Source organism: Pseudonocardia yuanmonensis (assembly GCF_039542425.1).
Taxonomy (GTDB): domain Bacteria; phylum Actinomycetota; class Actinomycetes; order Mycobacteriales; family Pseudonocardiaceae; genus Pseudonocardia; species Pseudonocardia yuanmonensis.
This window is the reverse complement of the sequence record NZ_BAABIC010000008.1, coordinates 146,721-170,718: the sequence shown is the minus strand read 5'-3', so window position 1 is coordinate 170,718 and position 23,998 is coordinate 146,721. Positions and strand designations below refer to the sequence as shown.

The 23,998-nt window shown below is 74.3% G+C and carries 24 protein-coding genes and 1 pseudogene; 15 read left to right on the top strand and 10 right to left on the bottom strand.

Annotated features, from left to right (window positions below; genetic code table 11):
• Positions 1–102: 102 nt before the first annotated feature.
• Positions 103–1,401, bottom strand: coding sequence for an ROK family transcriptional regulator (locus tag ABD990_RS14125; protein ID WP_345380923.1), 1,299 nt, complete (start codon positions 1,399–1,401; stop codon positions 103–105).
• 107 nt (positions 1,402–1,508) lie between these two features.
• Between ABD990_RS14125 and ABD990_RS14120 the strand changes: the two genes are divergently transcribed.
• The 5 genes from ABD990_RS14120 (at position 1,509) to ABD990_RS14100 (ending at position 7,366) form a co-directional block, all read left to right on the top strand.
• Positions 1,509–2,987 (top strand): sugar ABC transporter ATP-binding protein, encoded by a 1,479-nt coding sequence (locus ABD990_RS14120; protein ID WP_345381015.1) that lies wholly within the window; start codon positions 1,509–1,511, stop codon positions 2,985–2,987.
• A gap of 196 nt (positions 2,988–3,183) precedes the next feature.
• Positions 3,184–4,098: an ABC transporter permease gene (locus ABD990_RS14115; RefSeq protein ID WP_345381014.1), complete on the top strand. Its 915-nt coding sequence runs from the start codon at positions 3,184–3,186 to the stop codon at positions 4,096–4,098.
• 30 nt (positions 4,099–4,128) lie between these two features.
• Complete coding sequence (locus ABD990_RS14110) at positions 4,129–5,193, top strand: substrate-binding domain-containing protein (protein WP_345380922.1); 1,065 nt, start codon at positions 4,129–4,131, stop codon at positions 5,191–5,193.
• Positions 5,194–5,213: 20 nt separating this feature from the next.
• The gene (locus ABD990_RS14105; RefSeq protein ID WP_345381013.1) at positions 5,214–6,368 is read left to right on the top strand and encodes a Gfo/Idh/MocA family protein; all 1,155 of its coding nucleotides are present in this window, start codon (positions 5,214–5,216) and stop codon (positions 6,366–6,368) included.
• Positions 6,365–7,366: a sugar phosphate isomerase/epimerase family protein gene (locus tag ABD990_RS14100; protein ID WP_345380920.1), complete on the top strand. Its 1,002-nt coding sequence runs from the start codon at positions 6,365–6,367 to the stop codon at positions 7,364–7,366. The genes ABD990_RS14105 and ABD990_RS14100 overlap by 4 nt, the downstream gene beginning before the upstream one ends.
• Before the next feature lie 60 nt (positions 7,367–7,426).
• Here ABD990_RS14100 and ABD990_RS14095 read toward each other — a convergent pair whose 3' ends face one another.
• Together ABD990_RS14095 and ABD990_RS14090 are read right to left on the bottom strand one after the other, a co-directional pair.
• Positions 7,427–8,266, bottom strand: a complete 840-nt coding sequence (locus tag ABD990_RS14095) for a ParB N-terminal domain-containing protein (RefSeq protein ID WP_345380919.1) — start codon at positions 8,264–8,266, stop codon at positions 7,427–7,429.
• Complete coding sequence (locus tag ABD990_RS14090) at positions 8,267–8,914, bottom strand: metallophosphoesterase family protein (RefSeq protein WP_345380918.1); 648 nt, start codon at positions 8,912–8,914, stop codon at positions 8,267–8,269. It abuts the gene before it with no gap.
• Positions 8,915–8,991: 77 nt separating this feature from the next.
• Between ABD990_RS14090 and ABD990_RS14085 the strand changes: the two genes are divergently transcribed.
• Positions 8,992–10,866 carry a class I SAM-dependent methyltransferase gene (locus tag ABD990_RS14085; protein WP_345380917.1) on the top strand — a complete coding sequence of 625 codons (1,875 nt, stop codon included), beginning with the start codon at positions 8,992–8,994 and terminating at the stop codon, positions 10,864–10,866.
• A gap of 2 nt (positions 10,867–10,868) precedes the next feature.
• Here the strand turns inward: ABD990_RS14085 and ABD990_RS14080 are convergent, their stop codons facing one another.
• Both ABD990_RS14080 and corA read right to left on the bottom strand, forming a co-directional pair.
• A complete protein-coding gene (locus tag ABD990_RS14080; RefSeq protein ID WP_345380916.1) occupies positions 10,869–11,861 on the bottom strand; it encodes a Rieske (2Fe-2S) protein in 993 nt (330 codons plus the stop codon).
• A 105-nt stretch (positions 11,862–11,966) separates the two neighbouring features.
• Complete coding sequence (gene corA / locus ABD990_RS14075; RefSeq protein ID WP_345381012.1) at positions 11,967–13,016, bottom strand: magnesium/cobalt transporter CorA; 1,050 nt, start codon at positions 13,014–13,016, stop codon at positions 11,967–11,969.
• 340 nt (positions 13,017–13,356) lie between these two features.
• Between corA and ABD990_RS14070 the strand changes: the two genes are divergently transcribed.
• Positions 13,357–13,860, top strand: coding sequence for a MaoC family dehydratase (locus tag ABD990_RS14070; protein ID WP_345381011.1), 504 nt, complete (start codon positions 13,357–13,359; stop codon positions 13,858–13,860).
• Positions 13,861–14,005: 145 nt separating this feature from the next.
• Here ABD990_RS14070 and ABD990_RS14065 read toward each other — a convergent pair whose 3' ends face one another.
• Positions 14,006–14,401 carry an NUDIX hydrolase gene (locus ABD990_RS14065; protein ID WP_345380915.1) on the bottom strand — a complete coding sequence of 132 codons (396 nt, stop codon included), beginning with the start codon at positions 14,399–14,401 and terminating at the stop codon, positions 14,006–14,008.
• Between the two features lie 99 nt (positions 14,402–14,500).
• Here ABD990_RS14065 and ABD990_RS14060 point away from each other — a divergent pair, with 99 nt between their 5' ends.
• The 6 genes and pseudogenes from ABD990_RS14060 to ABD990_RS14035 all read left to right on the top strand — a co-directional run.
• A complete protein-coding gene (locus tag ABD990_RS14060) occupies positions 14,501–14,662 on the top strand; it encodes a hypothetical protein (RefSeq protein WP_197040525.1) in 162 nt (53 codons plus the stop codon).
• The gene (locus ABD990_RS14055) at positions 14,662–15,225 is read left to right on the top strand and encodes a PH domain-containing protein (RefSeq protein WP_345380914.1); all 564 of its coding nucleotides are present in this window, start codon (positions 14,662–14,664) and stop codon (positions 15,223–15,225) included. Before ABD990_RS14060 ends, ABD990_RS14055 begins: the two co-directional genes overlap by 1 nt.
• Before the next feature lie 28 nt (positions 15,226–15,253).
• Positions 15,254–16,138, top strand: coding sequence for a PHP domain-containing protein (locus ABD990_RS14050; protein WP_345380913.1), 885 nt, complete (start codon positions 15,254–15,256; stop codon positions 16,136–16,138).
• A 37-nt stretch (positions 16,139–16,175) separates the two neighbouring features.
• Positions 16,176–17,105, top strand: coding sequence for a RecB family exonuclease (locus tag ABD990_RS14045; RefSeq protein ID WP_345380912.1), 930 nt, complete (start codon positions 16,176–16,178; stop codon positions 17,103–17,105).
• Positions 17,102–17,413: a hypothetical protein gene (locus tag ABD990_RS14040; protein WP_345380911.1), complete on the top strand. Its 312-nt coding sequence runs from the start codon at positions 17,102–17,104 to the stop codon at positions 17,411–17,413. Before ABD990_RS14045 ends, ABD990_RS14040 begins: the two co-directional genes overlap by 4 nt.
• A 230-nt stretch (positions 17,414–17,643) precedes the next feature.
• A pseudogene (locus ABD990_RS14035) lies at positions 17,644–18,111 on the top strand (aldo/keto reductase); the annotation flags it as partial.
• Between the two features lie 237 nt (positions 18,112–18,348).
• Here the strand turns inward: ABD990_RS14035 and ABD990_RS14030 are convergent.
• Positions 18,349–19,587: an Rv3212 family protein gene (locus tag ABD990_RS14030; protein ID WP_345380910.1), complete on the bottom strand. Its 1,239-nt coding sequence runs from the start codon at positions 19,585–19,587 to the stop codon at positions 18,349–18,351.
• 21 nt (positions 19,588–19,608) lie between these two features.
• On the bottom strand, positions 19,609–21,396 hold the full coding sequence (locus ABD990_RS14025; protein ID WP_345380909.1) for a DEAD/DEAH box helicase: 1,788 nt from the start codon (positions 21,394–21,396) through the stop codon (positions 19,609–19,611).
• A gap of 285 nt (positions 21,397–21,681) precedes the next feature.
• Between ABD990_RS14025 and ABD990_RS14020 the strand changes: the two genes are divergently transcribed.
• Both ABD990_RS14020 and ABD990_RS14015 read left to right on the top strand, forming a co-directional pair.
• Entirely contained in the window at positions 21,682–22,410 is a 729-nt protein-coding gene (locus ABD990_RS14020) for a ferritin-like fold-containing protein (RefSeq protein ID WP_345380908.1), read from the top strand.
• A 147-nt stretch (positions 22,411–22,557) separates the two neighbouring features.
• The gene (locus ABD990_RS14015) at positions 22,558–22,782 is read left to right on the top strand and encodes a DUF3107 domain-containing protein (protein ID WP_345380907.1); all 225 of its coding nucleotides are present in this window, start codon (positions 22,558–22,560) and stop codon (positions 22,780–22,782) included.
• A gap of 79 nt (positions 22,783–22,861) precedes the next feature.
• Here ABD990_RS14015 and ABD990_RS14010 read toward each other — a convergent pair whose 3' ends face one another.
• Both ABD990_RS14010 and ABD990_RS14005 read right to left on the bottom strand, forming a co-directional pair.
• Positions 22,862–23,221, bottom strand: coding sequence for a DUF4873 domain-containing protein (locus tag ABD990_RS14010; RefSeq protein WP_345380906.1), 360 nt, complete (start codon positions 23,219–23,221; stop codon positions 22,862–22,864).
• Positions 23,211–23,936 carry a TetR family transcriptional regulator gene (locus tag ABD990_RS14005; protein ID WP_345380905.1) on the bottom strand — a complete coding sequence of 242 codons (726 nt, stop codon included), beginning with the start codon at positions 23,934–23,936 and terminating at the stop codon, positions 23,211–23,213. The genes ABD990_RS14010 and ABD990_RS14005 overlap by 11 nt, the downstream gene beginning before the upstream one ends.
• Positions 23,937–23,998 lie beyond the last annotated feature (62 nt).

Below are 23,998 nucleotides of genomic sequence, written 5' to 3'. Positions count from 1 at the left end.
GACTCGCGCTGCCGGAAGTCGCGACTCGCGCCGCCGGAAGTCTCGACTCGCGCCGCCGGAAGTCCCGACTCGCGGGAGCCCGGAGCGCGACTCGCGGGGGCGTCAGGCACCGAGGAGGAGGCCGATGGACTCCGCGGAGAGCACCCGCTCGATGCCGAGGACCGTCGCGCCGGCGACGCCCGCGTACTCCCCGAGCGCGCTGTTGGTGAGCACCAGGTTGCGCGTGGCCAGCGGCAGGGCGCGCTGGTAGACCACGCTGCGGACCCCGGCGAGCAGCTCGTCGCTGGCCGCGGTCAGCGAGCCGCCGATCGTCACCCGCGCCGGGTTGTAGAGGTGGACGAGGGTCGCGACGAGCTCGCCGATCAGCCCCGCCGCCTCGCGCACCGCAGCGATCGCCGCGGCATCCCCGCGCCCGAGCATGGCCCTGACCTCGGCGATCGAGGGCGCCTCGCCGCGGCGCCCGAGCCGGCGCGCGATGGCCCCGGCCGAGGCGACGGCCTCGATGCAGCCGACGTTGCCGCACACGCACGCGTCGTCGGGCGCCCCGCGCACGCGCACGTGCCCGATGTCGCCCGCCGCCCCGTCGGCACCGTGGTGCAGCGAGCCCCCGCCGGTCACCAGTCCGCCGCCGATCCCGGTCCCGACCTTGACGAACAGCAGCGGGACCTGGTCGGCGGGCAGCGCCCGGGCCTCGCCGAGCGCGCGCAGGTTCACGTCGTTCTCCAGCACGGCCGGGCACCCGAACGCCTGCTGGAGCCGGGCAGTGACGGGGTAGGCGTGCCAGCCGGGCATGATCGGCGGCCGCACCGGGATGCCCAGGTGGTTGTCGACCGGCCCGGGCAGGCCGATCACGACCGCCCGCGCCGGCACGCCCGAGCCGCCGCGGAGCCGCGTGAGCTCCGTCTCCACCATCCGGAGCACGGTGTCCGGCCCGTCCGTGACATCGAGGTCGATGTGCGTGTGCGCGAGCACCCGCTGGCCGAGGTCGGTCACAGCGAGGTGCGCACCCCGCGCACCGACGTCGGCGACCAGCACCCGCCCGCCCCCGGCGGCGAGTGCGAGCCGGTCGGCGGGCCGGCCCCGGCCGGCGGTGGGCCGCAGCCCGTCGAGCCGGAGCAGCCCGCCGGCGAGCAGCTCGTCGACGGCGGTGCTCACGGTGGTCCTGGCCAGCCCGGTCGCGGCGACCAGGTCGGCCTTGCTGAGCGCGGTCCCCGAGGCGACCAGTCGGGCGACGGTGCTGAGCAGCACCGCCGAGTCGATGCGCCCGGTCTGCGGCGGGGCGCTCAGCCGCAGGGTCGGCAGGGGGGCCGAGCCGGGCAACACCGGACCGGGCAGCGCCGGACCGGGCTGCGCCGGCCCGGGCTGGGGGGCCCGGGGTGTCGTCGAGTGCGGCAACGCCATCGTCTCGCCCCGATATCGTCCGATAAATAGCCGGAAAGGGCATTATTCGGTCGTTGTACGGCGCTGGTCAACGCTTCTACTTTCCCCTGGTGGCGTCACTGCTGACGATGCGCGGGATCGTGAAGACCTTCCCCGGCGTGCGTGCGCTCGACGGTGTCGACCTCGACGTCGCCCCGGGCGAGGTCCACTGCCTGCTCGGGCAGAACGGGGCCGGCAAGTCGACCCTGATCAAGGTGCTGGCCGGCGCCCACCGCCCGGACGCGGGGGCGATCACCTGGGACGGCGCCCCGGTCACCTTCGGGTCGCCGCACGCCGCCGACGCCGCCGGCATCGCCACCATCCACCAGGAGCTCGACCTCGTCCCCGGGCTGTCGGTCGCGGAGAACGTCGTGCTGGGGCACGAGCCCGCCCGGCTCGGCTTCACCCGCCCGCGCGACGCGGAGCGGATCGCCCGGCGGCTGCTCACCCGGCTCGGCCATCCCGAGATCCCCCCGCGCCGCGAGCTCGGCGACCTCTCCGCCGCCGGCCAGCAGATCGTCAGCATGGCCCGTGCGCTGGCCCGGGACGCCCGGCTGATCGTGATGGACGAGCCGTCGGCCGTGCTCGACCCCGAGGAGGTGCGCAACCTCTTCCGGGTCATCCGCGAGCTGATCGCGGACGGCGTGGCGGTCGTGTACATCTCCCACCGGCTCGAGGAGATCCGCGAGATCGGCGACCGGGTCACCGTGCTGAAGGACGGCCGGACCGTCGCCCGGAACCTGCCCGCCCGGACCACGCCGACCGCGGACGTCATCCGGCTGATGACCGGGCGCTCGCTCGAGTACGTGTTCCCGCCGTCGACCGGCACCACCGGCGAGGTCGTGCTCGAGGTCGAGGGTCTGGGGCGCGCCGGCGAGTTCGCGGACGTGTCGTTCACGGTCCGGGCGGGCGAGGTGGTGGGGCTCGCGGGCCTGGTCGGCTCGGGGCGCTCGGAGATCCTCGAGACGATCTACGGCGCCCGGCGGGCCGACACCGGCGAGGTCCGGGTCCGCGGGCGGGCGCTGAGGCGCGGCTCGGTGCCGGTCGCCGTCCGGGCCGGGCTCGGGCTGGCGCCGGAGGAGCGCAAGAGCCAGGGCCTGCTGCTCGACGAGCCGGTGATGCGCAACGTGTCCCTACCGGCCCTGCGCCGGTTCGCCCGCGGCGGGTTCCTCGGCGGGGAGGCCGAGCTGGCCGACGCCGGTGTGGTCACCGCGCAGCTCGACGTCCGGCCCGCCGACCCGCGCCGCCCCGTGCGCACGCTCTCCGGCGGCAACCAGCAGAAGGTCGTGCTCGCCCGCTGGCTGCTGCACGGCTGCGAGGTGCTGCTGCTCGACGAGCCCACCCGCGGCGTCGACGTCGGCGCCCGCAGCGAGATGTACGCGCTGGTGCGCCGGCTCGCCTCGGAGGGCGTCGCGATCGTGCTGGTCTCCAGCGAGGTGCCCGAGGTGCTGGGCCTGGCCGACCGGGTGCTGGTGGTGCGGGAGGGCCGGGTCGTGCACGCGGGCCCGGCCGCCGAGCTCGACGAGCACCGGGTGCTCGACCTGGTGATGGAGGGGGAGCGGACATGACCGCCGACGACCGTCCTGCGGAGGTGCAGGCATGAGCGAGCAGGGCCGGACGTCCGGGGCGACGTCCGGGCAGCAGACGTCCGGGCAGCAGACGTCCGGGGAGGCGCCGGGAGCACGGGCACCGGAGCGTGCGCCCGCGGGACCCGAACCCTCGCGCGCGGTGCGGTTGCTGTTCGAGGGCGGGGTCGGGCGCAACATGGGGCTCGTCGCGGTCCTGGTCCTGCTCGCCGTGGTCGGGGTGGTGACGGCGCCGCAGACCTTCCCGACCGTGTCGAACCTGCTGACCGTGCTGACCTCGGCCTCGATCATCGGCGTGCTCACCGTCGGCGTGACCTTCGTGATCATCGGCGGCGGCATCGACCTCTCCGTCGGCAAGGTGATGGCGCTGGCGTCGGTGTGGGCGACGACCGTCGCGACGCAGTCCTTCGGCTGGGTCGTGATGATCTTCTGCGCGCTGGCGGTCGGTGTCGGCGCCGGGCTGGTCAACGGCGTGCTCATCGCCTACGGCCGGATCGTCCCGTTCATCGCGACGCTGGCGATGCTGATCTCCGCCCAGGGCCTCGCCGAGCTGATCTCCGGGCGGCGCAGCCAGATCGTCACGGACCCGGTGATCGCCGCCATCGCGAGCACCCGGATCCTGGGCATCCCGCTGCTCGTCTACATCTTCGCCGTGGTGATCGCCGTCGGCTGGGTGGTGCTGAACCGCACCACCTTCGGCCGCCGGACCTTCGCGATCGGCGGCAACCCGGAGGCGGCGCGGCTGGCCGGCGTGGACGTCCGGCGGCACACGGTCCTGCTCTACGTGCTGTCGGGCCTGTGCTGCGGCATCGCGGCGATCATGATCGCCTCGCTCACCACGACCGGCTCGAGCACCCACGGCACGCTCTACGAGCTCGACGCCATCGCCGCGGTGATCATCGGCGGCACGCTGCTCACCGGCGGCCGCGGCACGCTGATCGGCTCGATCCTCGGCGTCCTCGTGTTCACCGTGATCACCAACCTGTTCGTGCTGAACAACCTCGCCATCGAGGTCCAGAACATCGCCAAGGGCGCGATCATCGTGGTCGCGGTGCTGATCCAGGCCCGCGCCCGGCGCTCGTCCACCACCTGACCCGGCCGTCCACGAAGGAGTGCGAGAGCCATGTCCGATTCCCTGCTGCCCGGAGGCCTCGGCCGCCGCGGCTTCCTCGCCGCGCTCGGCGTCGGCACGGTGGCCACGGTGGCCGCCTGCACCAGCAACGAGGCCCCGTCCGGCGGTTCCGGCGCCAACGTCGGCGCGGCCGCCGGCAACAACGCCACCCCCGGTGCCCCCGTCACCATCGGCTTCTCCGCGCCCGCGGCCGACCACGGCTGGATCGCCGCGATCGCGAACAACGCCAAGGCCCAGGCCGAGCAGTACCCGGACGTCACCTTCGCGCCGGTGAACCCGACCAACGACGTCGCCCAGCAGATCGCCGCCGTGGAGACCCTCATCAACCAGAGGGTCGACGCCCTGGTCATCCTGCCCAACGACGGCAGCCAGCTGACCAGTCTGGGGCGCCGGGCCATGGACGCCGACATCCCGGTGATCAACCTCGACCGCATCTTCGACTCGCCGCTGGCCTACCGGACCTGGATCGGCGGCGACAACTACGGCATGGGCGTCAGCGCCGGCATCTACATCGGCGACCGGCTGCGCGCCGCGAACATCACCAACCCGGTCATCGGCGAGGTCGCCGGCATCGACAACCTCCCGCTCACGCAGGAGCGGAGCAAGGGCTTCTCCGACGCGCTGGCCTCCTACGGCTACGCGGTCGGCCCGCGCCAGGCCGCGGACTTCACCGCGCAGGGCGGGCAGCGGGTCACGGCGAACCTGCTGCAGGCCGCGCCGAAGCTCGACGCCCTCTGGAACCACGACGACGACCAGGGCATCGGCGTGCTCGCCGCGATCAACCAGGCGGGGCGCAACGAGTTCTTCATGGTGGGCGGGGCCGGCTCGGCCAACGCCATGCGGGACATCCAGGCCGACAACACCGTGCTCAAGGCGACGGTGACCTACAGCCCGACCATGGCGTCGTCGGCCATCTCGCTGGCCCGGCTCGTCGCGCAGAACCGTGGCATGGGCGACCTGGTGGAGAAGGAGGTCCCGACGTCCATCACGCTGGCCTCGGCGACCATCACGAAGGAGAACGTCGCCGACTACCTGCCGCTGGGCTTCGAGTCGTGACCCCACCGCTCGGCGTCGGCATGATCGGCTACGCCTTCATGGGCGCGGCCCACTCGCAGGCGTGGCGGACGGCCGCGCACGCCTTCGACCTGCCGCTCGCCCCGGAGATGACGGTGCTGTGCGGCCGGGACCCGGAGGGGGCCCGGGCGGCGGCGACGAAGCTCGGCTGGCGCGAGGTCGAGACGGACTGGAAGCAGCTGCTGACCCGGGACGACGTCGCCCTCGTCGACGTCTGCAGCCCGGGCGACACGCACGCCGAGATCGCGGTCGCGGCCCTCGACGCGGGCAAGCACGTGCTGTGCGAGAAGCCGCTGGCCAACACCGTCGACGAGGCCCGGGCCATGGTCGCGGCGGCAGAGCGCGCGAAGGCCCGCGGGGTGCGGTCGATGGTCGGCTTCAACTACCGCCGGGTGCCGGCCATCGCACTGGCCCGGCGGCTGGTGGAGCAGGGCCGCATCGGCCCGGTCCGGCACGTGCGCGCCGTCTACCTGCAGGACTGGATCGTCGACCCGGCATTCCCGCTGGTCTGGCGGCTGCAGCGGGACAAGGCGGGGTCGGGCGCGCTCGGCGACATCGGCGCGCACATCGTGGACCTCGCGCAGTACGTCGTCGGCGACCGGCTCACCGGGGTCTCGGCGCTCACCGAGACCTTCGTGAAGGAGCGGCCGCTGGCCGCGCTGTCCGGCGGGCTCTCGGGTGCGGGTGCCGCGGAGCGCGGGGAGGTGACCGTCGACGACGCCGCGCTGTTCCTCGGCCGCTTCGCCGGCGGCGCGCTCGCCTCGTTCGAGGCCACGCGCTTCGCGACCGGGCGCAAGAACGCGCTGCGGCTGGAGATCAACGGCGGCAGCGGGTCACTGGCGTTCGACTTCGAGAACATGAACGAGCTCTGGTTCCACGACGGCACCGAGGACCCGGACACCGCCGGGTTCCGGCGCATCCACGTCACCGAGCCGACCCATCCGTACGCGGGCGCGTGGTGGCCGCCCGGGCACGGGCTCGGCTACGAGCACACCTTCGTGCACGAGGTGGCGGACCTGGTGCGCGACATCGGGTCCGGGGCCGACCCGGTGCCGTCGTTCGCCGACGGGATGCAGGTGCAGCTGGTGCTCGACGCGGTCGAACGGTCCGCGGCCGGCGGCAGCTGCTGGGAGACGATCGAGGGGGACGCGTCATGAGACCGATCACGCTGTTCACCGGGCAGTGGGCGGACCTGCCCTTCACCGAGGTGGCCCGGCTGGCGGGGGAGTGGGGCTACGACGGGCTGGAAATCGCCTGCTGGGGCGATCACTTCGACCCCTGGGCCGCCGTCGAGGACGACGGGTACGTGCAGGAGCGGCGCGACATCCTCGAGAAGCACGGCCTGCAGGTCTTCGCGATCTCCAACCACCTCACCGGCCAGGCGGTCTGCGACGACCCGATCGACGAGCGCCACAAGGGGATCGTGCCCCCGCGGGTGTGGGGCGACGGCGAGCCCGAGGGGGTGCGGCAGCGGGCGGCCGAGGCGATGAAGGTGACCGCCCGCGCCGCGGCGAAGCTGGGCGTGCGGACGGTCGTCGGGTTCACCGGCTCGTCCATCTGGAAGACGGTCGCGATGTTCCCGCCCGTGCCGCAGTCCATGGTGGACGCGGGGTACCAGGACTTCGCCGACCGCTGGAACCCCGTCCTGGACGTCTTCGACGAGGTGGGCGTGCGGTTCGCGCACGAGGTGCACCCGTCCGAGATCGCCTACGACTACTGGACGACGGTCGCCGCGCTGGAGGCCGTCGGGCACCGCGAGGCGTTCGGGCTGAACTGGGACCCGAGCCACTTCGTGTGGCAGGACCTCGACCCGGTCGGGTTCCTGTGGGACTTCCGGGACCGGATCTACCACGTCGACTGCAAGGACGCGAAGCGCCAGGTCGGAAACGGGCGCAACGGCCGGATGGGCTCGCACCTGCCCTGGGCGGACCCGCGGCGCGGCTGGGACTTCGTGTCCACCGGACACGGTGACGTGCCGTGGGAGGCGTGCTTCCGGATGCTCAACACCATCGGCTACGACGGGCCGGTGTCGATCGAGTGGGAGGACGCCGGCATGGACCGGCTGCACGGGGCGCCGGACGCGCTGCAGTTCGTGCGGCGCAACCTGTTCGACCCGCCCGGGGCGGCGTTCGACTCCGCGTTCGGCGGCGGCTGAGCAGGCCGGCGGGGGTCGTGAGTGGCCACTGCCGCCGGAGGGGCAGTTGCCGCTCACGGGTCAGCCGGGGTCCGCGCGCAGCCGCTCGACCACCTCGTCGTCCCAGCGGTGGGTGCGCAGCAGGCGGTAGCGCTGGCAGGCGAGGTGGAGGTAGGCGTCCGTCTCGGTGCGGTTGCCGACGAGCTCGGCCTGCGCGAGCATGCGCACCACGGGCCGGTACTCCTCGGCCCACCACCGCCGGGCGACGGTCTCGCGGTCCAGGTAGCGGCCCTCGCTCTGCATGAGCCGGAAGCCCCAGGCCTCGACGGTCTCGGACAGCTCGGCGTAGTTCCACGCGTCGCCGACCTCGATCGTCGCCAGCTGGGTGCGGCCGAGCGGGACGCGGTCGAGGAAGACCCGCCGCAGGTCCTTCGTGATCAGGTCCCCGCGGTGCACGATGCCCTGCGGGTCGATCCTGGTGGTGACCTCGGTGACGACGGCCTCGATCGTCCGCAGCCCGAGGGCGTGCGCGACCGAGACGCGGTGGTGCCCGTCCCGCACGAAGTGCAGCTCGCCCACCCGGTACAGGTCGACCGGCGGGATGGTCTCGCCGCGGCGCTGGGCACGGGCGAGCCGCTCCCATCGCTCGCGCGAGTGCCGGCTGCGCGGCCGGAACCAGCGGTCGAAGTCCGCGGTCCGGTCGACGCTGCCGACGACGGAGTCCAGGTCCACGACGTGGATGCCCGGCAGGCGCCGCTCGCCGGTACGACCCAGCGCGGCCACGACCTCGTCGAACGGGAGGATCTCGGAGACGTCGTCGGGAACCCGGCGCAGCCACGCGGCCAGCCGGGAGAGCACCTGCCGGCGGCGCAGGCGGAGGAAGTCGTGCTCCGCGTCCGTCTGCGGGAATCCGGTCTCCACTCAGAGCTCCAGCACTTTCCTGCCGACGACGTTGACGACCCTGGTGGTGCCCAGCATCCGGTCCGGTACACGCTCACCGTAGGGGTGGATGTGGCCGTGCACCAGGAAGCGCGGCTGCAGCTGCGCGACCACGCCGTGCAGGCAGACGAAGCCGCGGTGCGGGCCGTCCTCGCGGTCCCCGCAGTGTCGCGGCGGCGCATGGGTGAGCAGGACGTCGACGCCCCGTCCGTCCCGGCGCCGGGCCCGCTTCGCCAGCCGGACCAGCCGTTTCGCGCGTCGCGTCTGCTCGGCCTCGGTCCACTGGTTGGGCCCGGGCCGGTAGCGCAGGCAGCCGCCGAGCCCCGCGATCCGCAGCCCGCCGGCGTCGACGATGCGACCGTCGGCGTTCTCGAAGCCGGCCGGACCCGGCCACTCGCAGGGGTGACCGGCGCTGGTCCACAGCCCGCGGCGCTGGCGGAAGCCGCTCAGGTCCCGGTCGTGGTTGCCGGGGACCATCACGGCCGGCCGGTCCACGGCGTCGGCGATCGCCGCGAGGTAGTCGAAGGGCAGGTCGCCCGCGGCCAGGACCAGATCCACCCCGCTGCGCCGGGCGGCGCCGCAGCGCAGTCCGGGGATCTCCTCGTCGGCCACGGCCAGGGTTCGCACCATCGCCCGACCAGCCTATTCGGTCCGGGCGCGGCGCGCGTCCCCTTGGGCGTGGCCTGCGGATGGGCCAGGATCGGGGCGTGAGCGGAACGGAGACCAGCGCGCCGGAGACCGTCCTGCCGGCGGTCGACACCGCCCTGGACCAGCCCGCCCGGGCCTTCGACCGGATCGTCCGCAACAGCGACGCCTACCGTGCGCAGCTGCGGACCACGATCCACCGGATGGGCCTGAGCGGGCGCAGACGCACGCTGCTGGTCCTCGGCTGCGGCAGCGGGGCGCCGGTGCAGGGGGTCGTGGACGAGGCGCCGGGATGGAAGGTCGTGGCCCTCGAGGAGTCCGCCGAGCTCGTCGGGATCGCCCGGCGCGAGCCCTGGCCGCCGGACTACTGGTTCCTGCACGGCACGCTCGGCACGCTCGACGACGCCCTGCGCGCCGAGGGCATCGAGCCGCGGTTCGACGCGATCCTCGTCGTGTTCCAGATGCGCCACCAGCGCAACCTCGACGACACCCTCGACTACCTGCTCGAGCTGCTCGCGCCGGGCGGGCCGCTGGCGGTGCACGAGTACTCGGTGCGCGGCAACCGCGTGGCACGGCTGCGCTGGACCGCCGCGTGCTGGCTGGACTACCTGCCGCGGATCCGGATGCGCGGGCGGGTGCCGGGCATGGCGTCCTTCCTGTGGCGCTCGGTGCTGCGCTTCGACTCCCCGCAGACGTTCAAGGAGCGGCTCGAGGTCACCGGGTTCACGGACGTCCGGGTCCAGACGGTCGGGGGCTGGCAGGAGCACGTCCTGCACACCTTCCTCGGGCGCAAGCCGGAGGACGAGGGCGACGAGCCGCTCGACGAGCCGGCCACCGGGGACGCGACCGACACCGGGGACCGCGGCGCGGACGGGGGCACGGAGCGGGGCGTGGAGCCGGACACCGACACCCCGCCCGTCGCGTCCGCGCCGGTCCCGGCGCCGAGGCCGGCGGACCGGCCCGGGTGGGGGCCGGTGTCGCGGCGTGAGGACCCGGGTGCGGACGTGTTCGACCTCGACGAGGAGGACGAGACCGGGTACGAGCCGCGGGAGGTCCGGGGCTCCGGTCCCGATCCCGACGAGGACCTCGAGGCCGGTCCCGCGCCCACGTCCTATGCGGACATGGACGAGTTCGCCGACAACCACGACCTCGACGGCACGGTGTACGTCGACGACCCCGTTGAGGAGGTGCTGTTCACCCATGCCGACCCGGAGGCGGAGACCCCGCCCGCGGGGCTGGCGGTGGTGGACGCGCGGTCGGTCGGTGGGGAGGCCGAGGGCACGGGCGTGGAGGCCGAGCCGGACGGCCGCGGCCGCCTCGTGGCGTCGGCTCCCGCGGACACACCCGAGAACGTCGTGCCCGCCCCCGTTGGCGCCGCCCGCGAGGAGCGGACGGACCGGGCGGTGGAGCCTGCGGCGCCGGCGTCGCCCGTGGAGGCGAACGCCGCACCGGGGGCCGGCGAGGCCCCGACCGTCGCCGAGGACGCCGACGCCGGCGATCCCGCCGGCGCCCCCGCCGGCACGGAGCGGGCGGACGCGGCGGCCGGCGTGGAGCGCGAACCCGCCGCGGACCGGACACCCGACGACGACCCCGAGGCCGACGGCACAACCGCGCGGGACGGGACCGCGCCGGACGCCGAGATCCCGCCGGACCGAACCGCACCGGACGTGGGGACCGCGCCGGACCGGATCGCCCCGGACGGTGGGACCGCGCCGGACCGAACCGCGCCGGACAGTGTGACCGCGCCGGAGGGAGAGACCGAGCCGGACGGGGAGACCACACGGGACGGGAAGAGTGCGCCGACTGCACTCGCGAGGGGCCGGGTCCGCAACCTCTTCCGCGCCCCCCGCCGCAGCTCGGCGACGACCGAGGCGGCCGGCTCGCCGTGGCTCCGCAGGGCCGAGCGCGAGGCCGCGCGCCGGCAGCCGGAGGAGTAGCCCTACCGCGTGCGGACCGTGTAGCGGCGCTCCGCGTACGCGATGTCGTCCTTCCACAGGCGGGCGGCGGTGGCGCGCACCAGCGGGCGCAGCGCCCCGCCCACCTTCGCGACGTGCGCGAACCCGCCGCGGTCCGAGTACGCCACGACCGCCTCGATCACGGCGGTCCGGGGTGCACCGTCGGGGCCCGGGCCGAGCGGGGTCGCGTGCGTCTCGACCACGCTCCCGGCGCCCTCGCCGTCGACGATCTCCATCGTGACCGTGCGCGGCTCGGGGCAGCTGAACGCCGCGTGCACCGGCACCCCGATCCGCCCCGCGACCCGGAAGCTCACCTCCACGAGGAAGCGGTCCTCGGCCTCCGAGACCCCGGGGGCGGGCGCGTCGAGCACCCGCAGTGAGGCGAACGAGTACGGGTGGAACCAGGCGCCGTGCCACGGGTCGAGCCGGTTCGCGACCACGTCCTGCGGCTCGCACCGCCCGATCACCGTCGCGACCGCGGAGAACGAGCCCTCCGCCGGCGGCCGCGGGCCCAGCACGGGCGCCTCGGTGGGGCTCTCGCCGGGCGCCAGCAACTCGTTCAGCCGGACCCAGGCCAGCACGCCGTCGTCGTACGCGGGCAGCGGCGACCAGCCCGGCCGCCCGCCGGCGCCGAGCGCGAGCCCGTGCCAGCGGCAGACCAGCTGTCCGTCGTGGACCGGGGCGTCGCAGAGGGCGGCGCCGAGGTGCGGGCAGGCCCCGGGGCCGACGTGCAGCGCCCCGGCCTCGTCCCGCCAGGCCACCAGCTCCCGCCCGGCCACCGTCCGTCCGAACGCCGTGCCGGGTTTCACCTCGCGGCTCGCGGCGAGCACCACCCAGCCACCGGACGGGCGCGCGGCGGCCCGTTCGGTCGCGGCCCGGATCAGCGCGGGGCTCGCACCACGCCAGGACGGATCCTGCTCCGCCCACGGGGGCGTGCGCAGCAGGCGGAGGGGCGTGACGGGGCGGCGCTTCGGCACGGGTCGAAGGCTAGCCAGGTCCGGCGGATCCGCGAGTCGAACCCTCGCCCCCGCCCCGGTCGTGAGTGGCCACAGCCGCCATGGCGACCATCGCCGATCACAGGCCTACAGCCAGCCGTTCTTCCGGAAGTTGCGGTAGAGCAGCCCGCAGGCCAGCACGATCACCATGAGCACCAGCGGGTAGCCGAACTGCCAGTGCAGCTCCGGCATGTAGTCGAAGTTCATCCCGTAGATGCCCGCGACCATCGTGGGCACGGTGATCAGCGCGGCGTACGCGGTGATCTTGCGCATGTCGGAGTTCTGCCGCATGGACACCTTGGCCAGCACGGCGTCCACCAGGGTGGTGAGGAGCTCGTTGAAGCCGGCGACGCGCTCGGCGACCCCGGACAGGTGGTCCTCCACGTCCCGGAAGTAGCTGCGCACGTCGTGCGGGATGAGGGAGCTGTACCCCTCGGTGATCTTGTGCAGGGGCTTGAGCAGCGGGGTGACCGCGCGGCGCAGCTCGAGGATCTCGCGCTTCATCACGTAGATCTGCTCGGGGTCCATCGTGGTGCGTGGGGCGAAGACCTCGGCCTCGAGCTCGTCGATGTCGTCCTCGATCGCCTCGGTGACCTCGAGGTAGGTGTCGACGACGTGGTCGGCGATCGCGTGCAGCACCGCGGCCGGGCCGAGGGCGAGCTGCTCGGGGTCCTCCTCCAGCTTGCGCCGCACCGCGGCGAGGCCGGTGTGCTTGCCGTGCCGGACGGTGACCACGAAGTCCCGGCCCACGAAGGCCTGCACCTCGCCCGTCTCGACGATCTCGTTGCTGGTGGTCGGCTCGGCGTGCCCCACGTAGCTCACGGTCTTGAGGACCATGAACAACGTGTCGTCGTAGCGCTCGAGCTTGGGCCGGTTGTGCGCGTGCACCGCGTCCTCGACGGAGAGCTCGTGCAGCCCGTAGGTCTCGGCGATGCCGGTGATCTGGTCCTCGGTCGGCTCGTGCAGCCCGATCCAGACGAAGCCCTCACCGCGCTCGCGGACCTCGTCGATGGCCGCGTCGTGCGTCCAGCGGCCGGGCAGCCGCTCGCCGTCGACGTAGACGCCGCAGTCGACCACGTAGGCCGAGACGGGCACGCGCAGCCGCGGCAGCACGCTGGTGTGGGCGTTGCGGCCCAGGCGGGCGCGCGAGCCCGCCGCTCTGAAGGCGGGACGGAGGGAGGACAGGGGCGGCACGGCGCACCTCCTGCGGCGAGGTCGGGCGGGGGACGCGGGGGAAAGGCACGCCTCGCCGGACGCCGCAGGGGAGAAGGGGAGTGACTCGGGGAGTGACTCAGCCCACGGCGGGCACGGCGGGGACGCGCTCGGTACTACTGCCTGGCGCCGGATCCATCGCGCGTCACCTCCTCCGCCACTCGACGGCCCGCGTGCGTGACCGTGATCGCGCCGCGCCTCCCGGACGCGGGCCACCGGCTAGATTACCCGGCCGTACGGATTGTCGGCGATGGAGGCGAGAACGTTGCAGTTCGGCCGTTACTACGAGGAGTTCGAGGTCGGGGCGGTGTACAAGCACTGGCCCGGGAAAACGGTCACCGAGTACGACGACCACCTCTTCTGCCTCCTGACGATGAACCACCACCCCCTCCACATGGACGCGCACTACGCGGAGGAGACGACGGACTTCAAGCGCAACGTCGTCGTCGGGAACTACATCTACTCGCTGCTGCTCGGCATGTCCGTGCCGGACGTCTCGGGCAAGGCGATCGCGAACCTCGAGGTCGAGTCGCTCAAGCACACCAGGCCGACCTTCCACGGCGACACGATCTACGGCGAGACCGAGGTCCTGGACAAGACCGAGTCGAAGTCGAAGGACGACCGCGGCGTGGTCTACGTCGAGACCCGCGGCTACAAGCAGGACGGCACCGTCGTCTGCACCTTCCGGCGCAAGGTCATGGTGCCCAAGCGCAGCTACGGCGACACCCGCGGCGGGGAGCAGCCGGGCCGCCCGGTGCCGACCTCCTGAGTCGATCTGAGACGAACGGCACTCTCGCTCATACCTACTGAGCGAGGGTGCCGTTCGTGCATCGGGGGCGGGGTCGGCGCGGCGGGGGGGTCGGCGCGGCGGGGCGGGGTCGGCGGGGTCGGCGCGCCGGGCGGGGTCAGCGGGGTCAGCGGGGGAGGACCGCCCAGCCTGCGAGCGTCTCGGCGAGGCCGTCGACGAGGGGGAGCGCGGCGAACTCGGTGGCGTCGACCCAGCGGGCGTCGGCGGCGTCGTCCCCGGCGGTGAGCGTGCCGCCGACGACGGTGCAGCGGTAGTCCGCGATCCGGTACGGCCCGATCAGGACCGTGCCGACGTGCGGCCCGGGCTCCACGGCCAGGCCGGTCTCCTCGGCCATCTCGCGCACGAGCGCGGCGGAGTCGTCCTCGCCCGGCTCGACGCGCCCGCCCGGCAGGGACCACCGGCCCCGCCCGGGCTCCGTCCCCCGTTTGATCAGCAGTAACCTGCCTGTGGCGTCGTGCGCGATAGCCCCCACACAGGGGACGTGTCGGCTACCCTCGGTCATCGTCCGGAACGGTACGCTGCCCGCGTGGCCGTATCCCCACGCCGGGGATGTCGGTATTTTCTGATCTTGCTAGCTCCTCCTGGCCGGAACGGTGGTCGTGTGAACGTCAAGAAGCTGACCGGGCTGATCGTCATCGCCCTGGTGGTGTTCTTCATCGTGACCAACCCCAGTGGCGCATCCGGCGCCGTCAACGGCATCGGCAACTGGCTGTACGGCGTCGGCACGAACATCACGAGCTTCCTCTCCAGCCTGGCGCCCTGATGCTCGCGCCCCGGGAGATCGACGAGTACCTGCTCCCCACGGAGCGGCGGGTCATCCGGGTGCGCCAGCACTGGGCCGTCATGATCCCGCACATCACGCAGACCGGGCTCTTCCTCATCGCGATGATCGCGATCGACCGGCTGCTGCAGGGGCGGGTCGGCGAGCCCGGCGGGTTCGGCGAGGCGCTCGTCGACAACCTGACCTTCTACCTGGCGCTGGTCGCCGTGCTGCGCTTCGTGGTGAACTCGATCCTCTGGTGGATCGAGCGCATCGTGATCACGGACAAGCGCGTGATGCTCGCCCAGGGCATCATCACGCACAGCGTGGGCATGATGCCGCTGGGCAAGGTCACCGACCTCACCTTCGAACGCAGCATCGGCGGCCGGTTCCTGGGCTACGGCACGCTGATCGTGGAGTCCGCCGGCCAGATCCAGGCGCTGAACCGGATCGACTACATGCCGCGGCCGGAGGAGATCTACGAGGCGCTCTCCGAGCTGGTGTTCGGCGAGAAGGGCAAGACGCGGGCCACCGGCATGCTGGCGCGCAGTCGCTGGCGGCGCTGAGCCGGTCGGTCTCGTCTAGGGTCGGCGGGTGGCCCTGATCGACCTGCACACCCACTCGACCGTCTCGGACGGCACCGAGACCCCGGAGGAGCTGGTCGCCACGGCGGCCGCCGCGGGCATCACGACGCTCGCGCTCACCGACCACGACACCACCGGCGGCTGGGCGCGGGCCGCCACGGTGCTGCCGCGCGGGATGCGCCTGGTCCGCGGCGCTGAGTTCTCCTGCGTGAGCCCCACGGGCCGGCCCGAGACGCCCGGCGACAGGGCCACCGTCCCCGTACACCTGCTCGGCTACCTGTTCGACCCGGAGCACCCCGCGATCGTCGACGAGCAGCGCCGGCTGGTGGCCGAGCGCGTCGAGCGGCTGAAGAAGATGGCCCGCAACGTCGCCGTCGACCACCCGCAGCTGGACGCCGAGCGCGTGTTCGACCTGGTCCCCGAGGGCACCACGCCGGGACGCCCGCACCTGGGCCGCGCGCTGGTGGCCGCCGGGGTCGTCGAGTCGGTCAACGAGGCCTTCGCCAGCATCCTGCGCACGGGCAGCAAGTACTACGTGCCGAAGACCGACACCCCGGTCGAGCGGGCCGTCGAGATGATCGTCGAGGCGGGCGGCGTCGCGGTGTTCGCACACCCGCTGGCGCGCCGGCGCGGGCGGGTCATCGAGACCTCGGTGCTGGCCGACCTGGCCGGGATCGGGCTGACCGGCGTGGAGGTCGACCACCCCGACCACGATCCCGCGGACCGGGAGCTGCTGCGCGGTGTCGCGGGCGAGCTCGGCCTGGTCCCGACCGGGTCCAGCGACTTCCACGGCACCAACAAGACCACCCCGATCGCCGCCGAGACGACCGCCCCCGAGGCCCTCGACGAGCTGCTCGTGAAGGCCACCGGCGTCGAGGTGCTGGAGGGCTCCTGAGCGCGGGCCGGGCCCGCCCGGCCGGTACCGTGACGTGGTGCCCGGTTCCTCCTCCCGCGCCGCCGGGAGCGGCGGCCAGCTCGGCTTCGACGACCTGCTCGACGACCTCGTCGACGACCCCGCCCTCCCCGCCGGAGCCGCCCGGGAGGCCGCCCGCTGGGCCCGGCCGCTGGTGCGCGTCACGCCCGCCCGGCTCGCGACCTGGGAGTCCTGTCCGCGGCGCTACCGGCTGACCTACGTCGAGAAGCCCGCGCCGCCCCGCGGCGGGCCGCGGGCGGCGAGCACCCTCGGCGCCGTGGTGCACCTCGCGCTGCGCGCCCTGTACCTGCGCCGGGCCCGGGAGCGGACCCCGGAGCAGGCCGCCCTGCTCGTCGACCGCAACTGGTCCGGCGAGGGCTTCCGCGACTCGGCCCAGGAGGCGGACTACCGCGGCCGGGCCCGGGCCTGGACGGCGGACTACGTGGCCGAGCACGTCGAGGGCCGGCCGGAGCCGCTCGGCGTCGAGCGCTGGGTGTCCGCGCCGACTGCCGCGATCGTCGCCGAGGGGCGGGTCGACCGGATCGACGGTGCGGGCGGCGCGGCGGTGATCGTCGACTACAAGACCGGACGACGGGTGCCGGAGCCGGCCGACGCACGCGACTCGTCCGCGCTCGCGCTCTACGCCCTCGGCGCCGCACGCACGCTGCGCCGGGACTGTCGGCGCGTGGAGCTGCACCACCTGCCGACGGGCCGCGCCGCCGCCTGGGAGCACGACGAGGCGTCGCTTGCCGCGCACGTCGAGAAGGCCGAGCGCGGCGCCCTCGAGGCCGCCGACGCCGCCGACGCGCTCGCCGCGGGCGGCGACGCCGACGCCCTCTTCCCGCCGCGCCCGGGCTCCCGCTGCGCCGCCTGCGACGTCCGCCGGCACTGCCCCGAAGGGCAGGCCGTGGGTCCGGCGGCCGCGCCGTGGGACGACCTGGTCCCGTGACGGCGGCGCGGACCCGGGCGCACCGGGGTCGAGGGCTGCCCGGGCGGGTGCTGCGCGGGACCTCCGGAGTCCTGGCCGCCGGGCTCGTCGGGCTGTTCGTGGTGCTGCTGGCGGGCTGGGCCTTCACCACGCGGACCGGGTCGGCGGGGCCGGGAACGGGGATGCTCGTGGGCCACGGCCTCGCCGCAGCCGCCGCCGTCGTCGCGCAGGTGGTGGCGGACCGGCGGGACGGACGCGCGGGCGCCCTCGCCGCCTGGCTGGTGGTCGCGATCGCCGCCGGGGTGCTCGGGGGCTACTGGCTCTTCTGAGCGGCGGGCTCGGGCGGTGCCGCCGGGCTGGTCGGAGCTCGCACACCCGCCCGGCCGGGCGGCACCAGCTATGGCGGCGGCGCACCACGCTGTGCTGCTCACACCCGCTCGGACCTGGGCCCACACCCGGGAGGGCGGCGGCACACCCAGTCGACGGCGTGTGGGACGTCTGTCCGGGTGTGCCGGCCGCGAAGGTGACCGGGTGTGCCGGCCTTGACGATGCCGGGCGGATGGACCACCCCGTCGTCGACGAGGAGCGGAGCCAGATCGGCCCCGTCCGGCTCGCACACCCGAGCAGACGCCCCACACGCCGTCGACAGACGCTGAAGGGCTTCCACGAGTCCCTGGAGAACCTCGGCCTGGACTACGTCGACCTCTACCTCGTCCACTGGCCGCTGCCGCGCCTGGACAGGTACGTGGACAGCTGGAAGGCGATGATCCGGCTGCGCGAGAAGGGCCTGGTCCGGTCGATCGGCGTCTCGAACTTCACCGAGACCCACCTGCGCCGGCTGGTCGACGAGACCGGGGTGGTCCCGGCGTTGAACCAGGTCGAGATGCACCCGTACTTCCCGCAGGCGGCGCTGCGCGAGGTGCACGCCGAGCTCGCGATCGTCACCGAGAGCTGGAGCCCGCTGGGCCGCGGCGAGCTGCTGGCCGCGCCGACCGTCGTGCGCATCGCCGAGGCCCACGGCGTCACCCCCGCGCAGGCGATCCTGCGCTGGCACGTGCAGCTCGGCGCGGTGCCGATCCCGAAGAGCCCGCGGACCCGCAGCGGCAGCGCACCAACCTCGACCTGTTCGGCTTCGAGCTCGCCGACGACGAGGTGGCGGCCCTGTCCGCGCTCGAGCGCGGCCGGATCTGGGGCCAGGACCCGGAGACCCACGAGGAGTTCTGAGCCGGCCGGGGCCGCGAGAGGGAGGGCGCGGCGACCCGCCCTACGCCGGCCGCAGCGCGACGAGCTCGCCCCCGCGCTGCTCGTAGAGCATCCCGCCCTGCGCGGCGAGCAGGACCTTCCCGGTGTACCCGCCGCGGTCCACCGGGATCGTCCGCTCGACCGCGCCGCGCAGTGGGTCGACGACGGCGATCCCGGCCTCGACCGGGACCAGCCAGCCGCCCGCGTAGGCGGTCCCGGGGCCCAGCGTGCCCCGCAGCGTCCAGACGGGGGCGAGGCCGCTCCGGTCGAGCGCGATCGTGCGCGAGCCGCTCCACCAGTAGGTGCGGGCGGTGTCGTGCGCGGTGGCGCCGATCCCGTCGGCGGGCGGGGCGATCTCGGACTCGGGCACGTCCAGCCCGATCAGCCCGACCTGGTTGCCGCTGCGGTCGAGGATCTGCAGCTCGGGCGGCCCGGGGAGCAGCACGGCCTCGCGGTCGACGGACACCGCGAGCAGGTGCACGCCGCGCGCGGAGAGCTGGGTGGAGAACTCGACGTTCGGGGTGTCCGCGTCCCCGGAGCCGTCCGGGCGCAGGACCGTGAGCCGGTCCCCGGCGTCCGCGGCGCAGTTCTCGATCACGCCGAGCCGCCCGCTCCCCAGCGCGAGCGAGGTGTAGCTGCAGCCCGGCCGCGGCTGACGGCCGGGCTGGGCGGGCGCGACGACGGCACCGTACTGCGCGGTCGTGACCAGGTCCGACCGCATCGTCTCGAGGTAGTCGCGGCTGCTCGCGGCGACCACGCTGCCGGAGGCGAGGAGCCGCGCGCCGGGCCGGACGTCGAGGTTCGCGGCCGGGCCGCGGGTGCCGAGGTCCGCGTCGAGGGCGCTGAGCTCGCTGCACCACTCGCCCGAGCCGTCCTGGTACAGCGCGAGCGCCCGGCCGAAGCCCTCGGCGACCGTGCACAGGGGGCGGTCCCGGGAGTACCGCCAGCGCTCGGCCCCGGTGGTGGCGTCCCGCCCGACGACCGTGCTGCCGTCGGCCGTCACGACCCCCGGACCGGCGACGACGGGGACGGGCGCGGCCCCGCTGGGCGCGCGCCAGGCCTCGGTGAACCCGGGCGGCACCGCGACGGCCGCGGTGGGAGCGGTCCCTGGCGCGGTGGCGGGCACGGACTCCGTCTCGGCCGCCGGGCTCTGCGTGCCGTACACGACGGCGACCACGATCAGCACCAGAACGAGGAACGCCGCCGCCGCGAGATCCCCGCGGCGGCGGCGTACCGGAACGTCTCGTCGGGCGCGCAGCACCCGCCCGAACCTACCGGCGGCTCAGCTGGCCGCGGCGTCCGGCTCGGCGCGCTCGGCACCGGCCTCGGTGGTCGTGGCGGTGTCGCCCTCGCCCCCGGAGCGGCGCCGGCCCCCGCGACGACGGCGGCGGCGCGACTTGGCCGGGCCCTCGCCGTCCGTGCCGGTGGCCGCCTCGTCGATCCCCTCGGTGACCTCGGGGGAGTCCGCGGACCCGTCGCCCTCGACGGCCGGCCGGGCCCCGGCGGGACCCGCGACCGGGACGCCGTTGCGGCGCCGGGTGCGCTGGCGCTCGCGGCGCGGCTTCGCGGCCCGCTCCTCGCGGCCCTTGCGCTTGCGGCCGCCCTGGTCGCCCTCGGTGTCGACGTACTCCGCGTCGAGCCCCGCGCGGGTGCGCTTGCTCAGCGGCAGCCGGCCGGTCACGTCCGTGGGGACGTCGAGGTCGGAGTACAGGTGGTCCGAGGTGGAGTAGGTCTCGACCGGCTCGTCGATCCCCAGGCCCAGCTCCTCGGAGACGAGCTTCCAGCGCGGGATCTCGTCCCAGTCGACGAGGGTGACCGCGACCCCCTCCTTGCCGGCGCGGCCGGTACGGCCGATCCGGTGGACGTAGGTCTTGGTGTCCTCGGGGCACTGGTAGTTGACGACGTGCGTGACGTCCGTGACGTCGATGCCCCGGGCCGCGACGTCCGTGGCGACCAGCACGTCGACCTTGCCCGAGCGGAACGCGCGCAGCGCCTGCTCGCGGGCTCCCTGGCCCAGGTCGCCGTGCACGGCCGCGGCGGCGAAACCGCGCTCGGCCAGGTCGTCCGCGACGCGCTGCACGGTCCGCTTGGTCCGGGCGAAGATCATCGTAAGGCCGCGCTCGCGGGCCTGCAGCACCCGGGTGACCAGCTCGACCTTGTCCATCGCGTGCGCGCGGTAGACGAACTGCTTCGTGCGCTCGTGGACGGAGCCCTGGTCCGCCTCCTCCGCCCGGATGTGCGTGGGACGGGTGAGGAAGGTGCGGGACAGCTGGATGATCGGGCCCGGCATGGTCGCCGAGAAGAGCATCGTGTGCCGCTCGTCCGGCAGCATCCGCATGATCCGCTCGACGTCGGGCAGGAAGCCCAGGTCGAGCATCTCGTCGGCCTCGTCGAGGACCAGGGCCTTGACCCGGCCGAGCACGAGGTGGCGCTGCTCGGCGAGGTCGAGCAGCCGGCCGGGCGTGCCGACGACCACGTCGACACCCTTGCGCAGCGCGGTGAGCTGCGGCTCGTAGGCGCGGCCGCCGTAGATGGCGGTGACCCGGATGCCGAGGTGCCTGCCGGCGTCGGCCAGGTCCTGCGCGACCTGCACGCACAGCTCGCGCGTCGGGACGACGACGAGGGCCTGCGGGACGTCCTTCTCCCGGTCCGCGGCCTCGCCCTCGGCGGTCGCGGCGGGCTGCTCGGACGGCGGCGTGACGCGCTGGAGCAGGGGGACGCCGAAGCCCAGCGTCTTGCCCATGCCGGTGCGGGCCTGGCCGATCACGTCCTCGCCGGCCAGCGCCAGCGGGAGGGTGAGCTCCTGGATCGCGAAGGTGCGCTCGATGCCGGCCTCGGCCAGCGCCCGCACGATCTCGGGGCGGACGCCCAGCTCGGCGAAGGTGGGGGCCTCGGGCTTGACCGGCGCGCCCGCCTGCAGGGGGTGCGCCTCCTCGGTGGCGTCGGCGTCGACCGTCTCGGCCGGCGCCGGCGCGGCGTTCGGTTCGGTGTTCTCGGGGGTCTCGTTCTGGACGGACAGTGAAATCGCCTCTCTCCGCGTACAGGAGCCCTGCACCGGCTCGTCGACCACGCACTCGGGGAGTCGCGCGGGAGAGCCGTCGAGGCGCTGTACGCACCAGGTCGTTGCGCGCCGGTGAGTCGGGCGCCCGGTGGCGCCGACCCGTTACCCGGCGGTGTCGCAGTCGGTCCGCGCGGCATCGGGCCCTGGAACCGTGTGGACACGGGGCTGATCTGCTGCGCGCACGTGCATCATACCCCGGGGGCCGGTCCGCGGTCAGCGTCGGCGCCGTCACGCCGGGGTGATGTGCACCGCCGGCGGGCGGGCGACCTGTACGGACGACTAGGCTCGACGACCATGACGACCGACGCCGCGGACGGCACCGGCAGCACGGCCGGAACCGGTGACACCGCGGACGACGGCCCTGGTCCGACGCGTCTCGACGGCGCGTCGCGGGTGGCCGTGATCGACCTGCTGGGAGCGCTGGCCTACGGCGAGCTCTCCGCCTTCGACCGCCTCGCGGAGGACGCCCGCACCGCCCCCACGCTGACCGGGCGCGCCGCGCTGTCGGCGATGGCCGCCGCCGAGATGGCGCACTTCCGGCTGCTCGAGGACCACCTGCGCGGCCTCGGCGTGGCCGTCGAGGAGGCCATGGCGCCGTTCGTCGCGGGGGTCGACGCCTACCACGCCACCACCCGCCCCCGGACCTGGCTGGAGTCGCTGGTCAAGGCCTACGTGGGCGACGGGCTGGCGGCGGACTTCTACCGGGAGGTCGCCGGCTGGGTCGACCCGGCGACCTCGGAGCTGGTCCGCACGGTGCTGGCCGACACCGGGCACAGCGCCTTCGCCGAACGCGAGGTGCACGCGGCCTGCGCGGCGAACCGGCAGGTCCGGGACCGGCTGGCGCTGTGGGGTCGCCGGCTGCTCGGCGAGGCGGTCACCCAGGCCCAGCACATCGTGGCCGAGCGGGACGAGCTGGCGGACTTCATCGTGCGCGGGTCCGGCGACATCGCGGGCATCGGTGCGCTGATCAAGCGGCTGCAGAGCAACCACGGCAAGCGCATGTCCGCCCTCGGCCTCTCGTGACGGCCGTTCGCCCCTGGCGGACTCGGCCGAGCCGGCGCGCGCCGCTCGACTAGCCTGGGCCGCGCCGGTGAGGTCCCGCGTGAATCGGGCCGCCCGCCGGGTAGGCAGCAAAGGTTCATCCACCCGTACGTCACCTGGAGGTCCCCGGTGGAGGTCAAGATCGGCATCGCGGAGAGCCCGCGGGAGCTCGTGGTGTCCAGCGACCAGACGTCGGACGAGGTCGAGAAGCTCGTCGGCGAGGCGCTCAAGTCCGGTGACGGCACGCTCACGCTCGTCGACGACAAGGGGCGCAAGTACGTGGTCCCCTCCGCCCGGATCTCCTACGTCGAGATCGCGCCGTCCTCGGCGACCCGGGTCGGCTTCGGCGCCTGACGCCCCACACCCGTCGAACGGCACCTCCGCGCCCGGGCGCAGGGGTGCCGTTCGTGCGTTCCGACCCCTGACGTGCAGCTCAGTCCGTGTCGGGCGCGGGCGGCTCGTCGAGGGGGAACGGCGGGATGCCGACCCCGGTGAGCCGGTAGCGGTCCCACAGGTCGACGTCGCCGACCCGGCCCTCCGCCCGTCCACGCGGTGTGACGACGAGCACGTCCGCGGCCTTCCCGCCCAGCAGCGCCGAGAGCTCGGCCTCGCGGTCGACGCGGCCGAACCAGTGCACCTGCCCGTCGTGCGGCTCGGTCTGCGACAGCAGCCGGACCCGGACCTCGACGGACGTGCCGTCGACGGTCAGCGTCGCCGGGCCGGTGTAACCCTCGTCGTCGTGCTCGTGCGGGCGGCCGTCCGCCGCGGGGGAGAGCACCTGCTCAGGCGCCATCGCCGGCCTCCTTCGGGACCATGTGCAGCACGGGGGCGGTGGTGGGTGCGGTCGGCGGTGCGGTCGGCGCCGCGGGCGCGTCCGGCTCCTCCGCCGGGGCGTCGCCGAGGATGCCGGCGGCCCCGTCCCAGATCAGCGCGGTGAGGTAGCGGGTCAGGTCCGCGCGGCTCATCGTGCGGCGCTCGAGCCACCAGTCGCCGGCGCTCTGCACCATGCCGACCAGCCCGTGCGCCCACGCCTCCGCCGCACCCGAGTCCCGGCCGACCGCGCGCAGCCTCGCCCCGATGAGCTGGGCCAGCAGCCGGGCGATCTGCTCGCGGACGTCCTCGACGATCTCGGTGCCGGCCTGCCGCTCGGCCGGGTTGTGCACCACGAACCGCCAGAGCTCCGGCTCCTCCTCGATGCCGGCGAGGAACGCGTCGATCACCGCGGCGATCTGGTTCTGTGGGCCGGTGTCCGCGGCGAGCGCGGGCGCCATCCGCTCCATCAGCCACTCCGCCGCGCGCAGCCCGACGGCGCGCTGCAGGTCCGCGCGGTCCTCGAAGTAGCGGTAGAGGACCGGCTTCGTGATCCCGGCGCTCGCCGCCATCTCGGCCACCGACACGGCCGCGCCGTGCTCGCGGACGGCCGCCATGGCCGCCTCGACCATCTCCGCGCGGCGTTCGGCGCGGCGGTCGCGGGTGTTCCTCTTGACAGGGGGATCCTTCTGCGGCACGTTACCAGTGGTAACAGTTACCGGCGGTAACAGCAAGGGTCTTGGCGGAGAGGAGCGGGTGG

Excerpts from the sequence above, each read along its gene's own strand:
- ABD990_RS14125 (WP_345380923.1), bottom strand. The coding sequence starts at position 1,401 with ATGGCGTTGCCGCACTCGACGACACCCCGGGCCCCCCAGCCCGGGCCG.
- ABD990_RS14120 (WP_345381015.1), top strand. The coding sequence starts at position 1,509 with ATGCGCGGGATCGTGAAGACCTTCCCCGGCGTGCGTGCGCTCGACGGT.
- ABD990_RS14115 (WP_345381014.1), top strand. The coding sequence starts at position 3,184 with ATGGGGCTCGTCGCGGTCCTGGTCCTGCTCGCCGTGGTCGGGGTGGTG.
- ABD990_RS14110 (WP_345380922.1), top strand. The coding sequence starts at position 4,129 with ATGTCCGATTCCCTGCTGCCCGGAGGCCTCGGCCGCCGCGGCTTCCTC.
- ABD990_RS14105 (WP_345381013.1), top strand. The coding sequence starts at position 5,214 with ATGATCGGCTACGCCTTCATGGGCGCGGCCCACTCGCAGGCGTGGCGG.
- ABD990_RS14100 (WP_345380920.1), top strand. The coding sequence starts at position 6,365 with ATGAGACCGATCACGCTGTTCACCGGGCAGTGGGCGGACCTGCCCTTC.
- ABD990_RS14090 (WP_345380918.1), bottom strand. The coding sequence starts at position 8,914 with ATGGTGCGAACCCTGGCCGTGGCCGACGAGGAGATCCCCGGACTGCGC.
- ABD990_RS14065 (WP_345380915.1), bottom strand. The coding sequence starts at position 14,401 with ATGACCGAGGGTAGCCGACACGTCCCCTGTGTGGGGGCTATCGCGCAC.
- ABD990_RS14055 (WP_345380914.1), top strand. The coding sequence starts at position 14,662 with ATGCTCGCGCCCCGGGAGATCGACGAGTACCTGCTCCCCACGGAGCGG.
- ABD990_RS14020 (WP_345380908.1), top strand. The coding sequence starts at position 21,682 with ATGACGACCGACGCCGCGGACGGCACCGGCAGCACGGCCGGAACCGGT.
- ABD990_RS14010 (WP_345380906.1), bottom strand. The coding sequence starts at position 23,221 with ATGGCGCCTGAGCAGGTGCTCTCCCCCGCGGCGGACGGCCGCCCGCAC.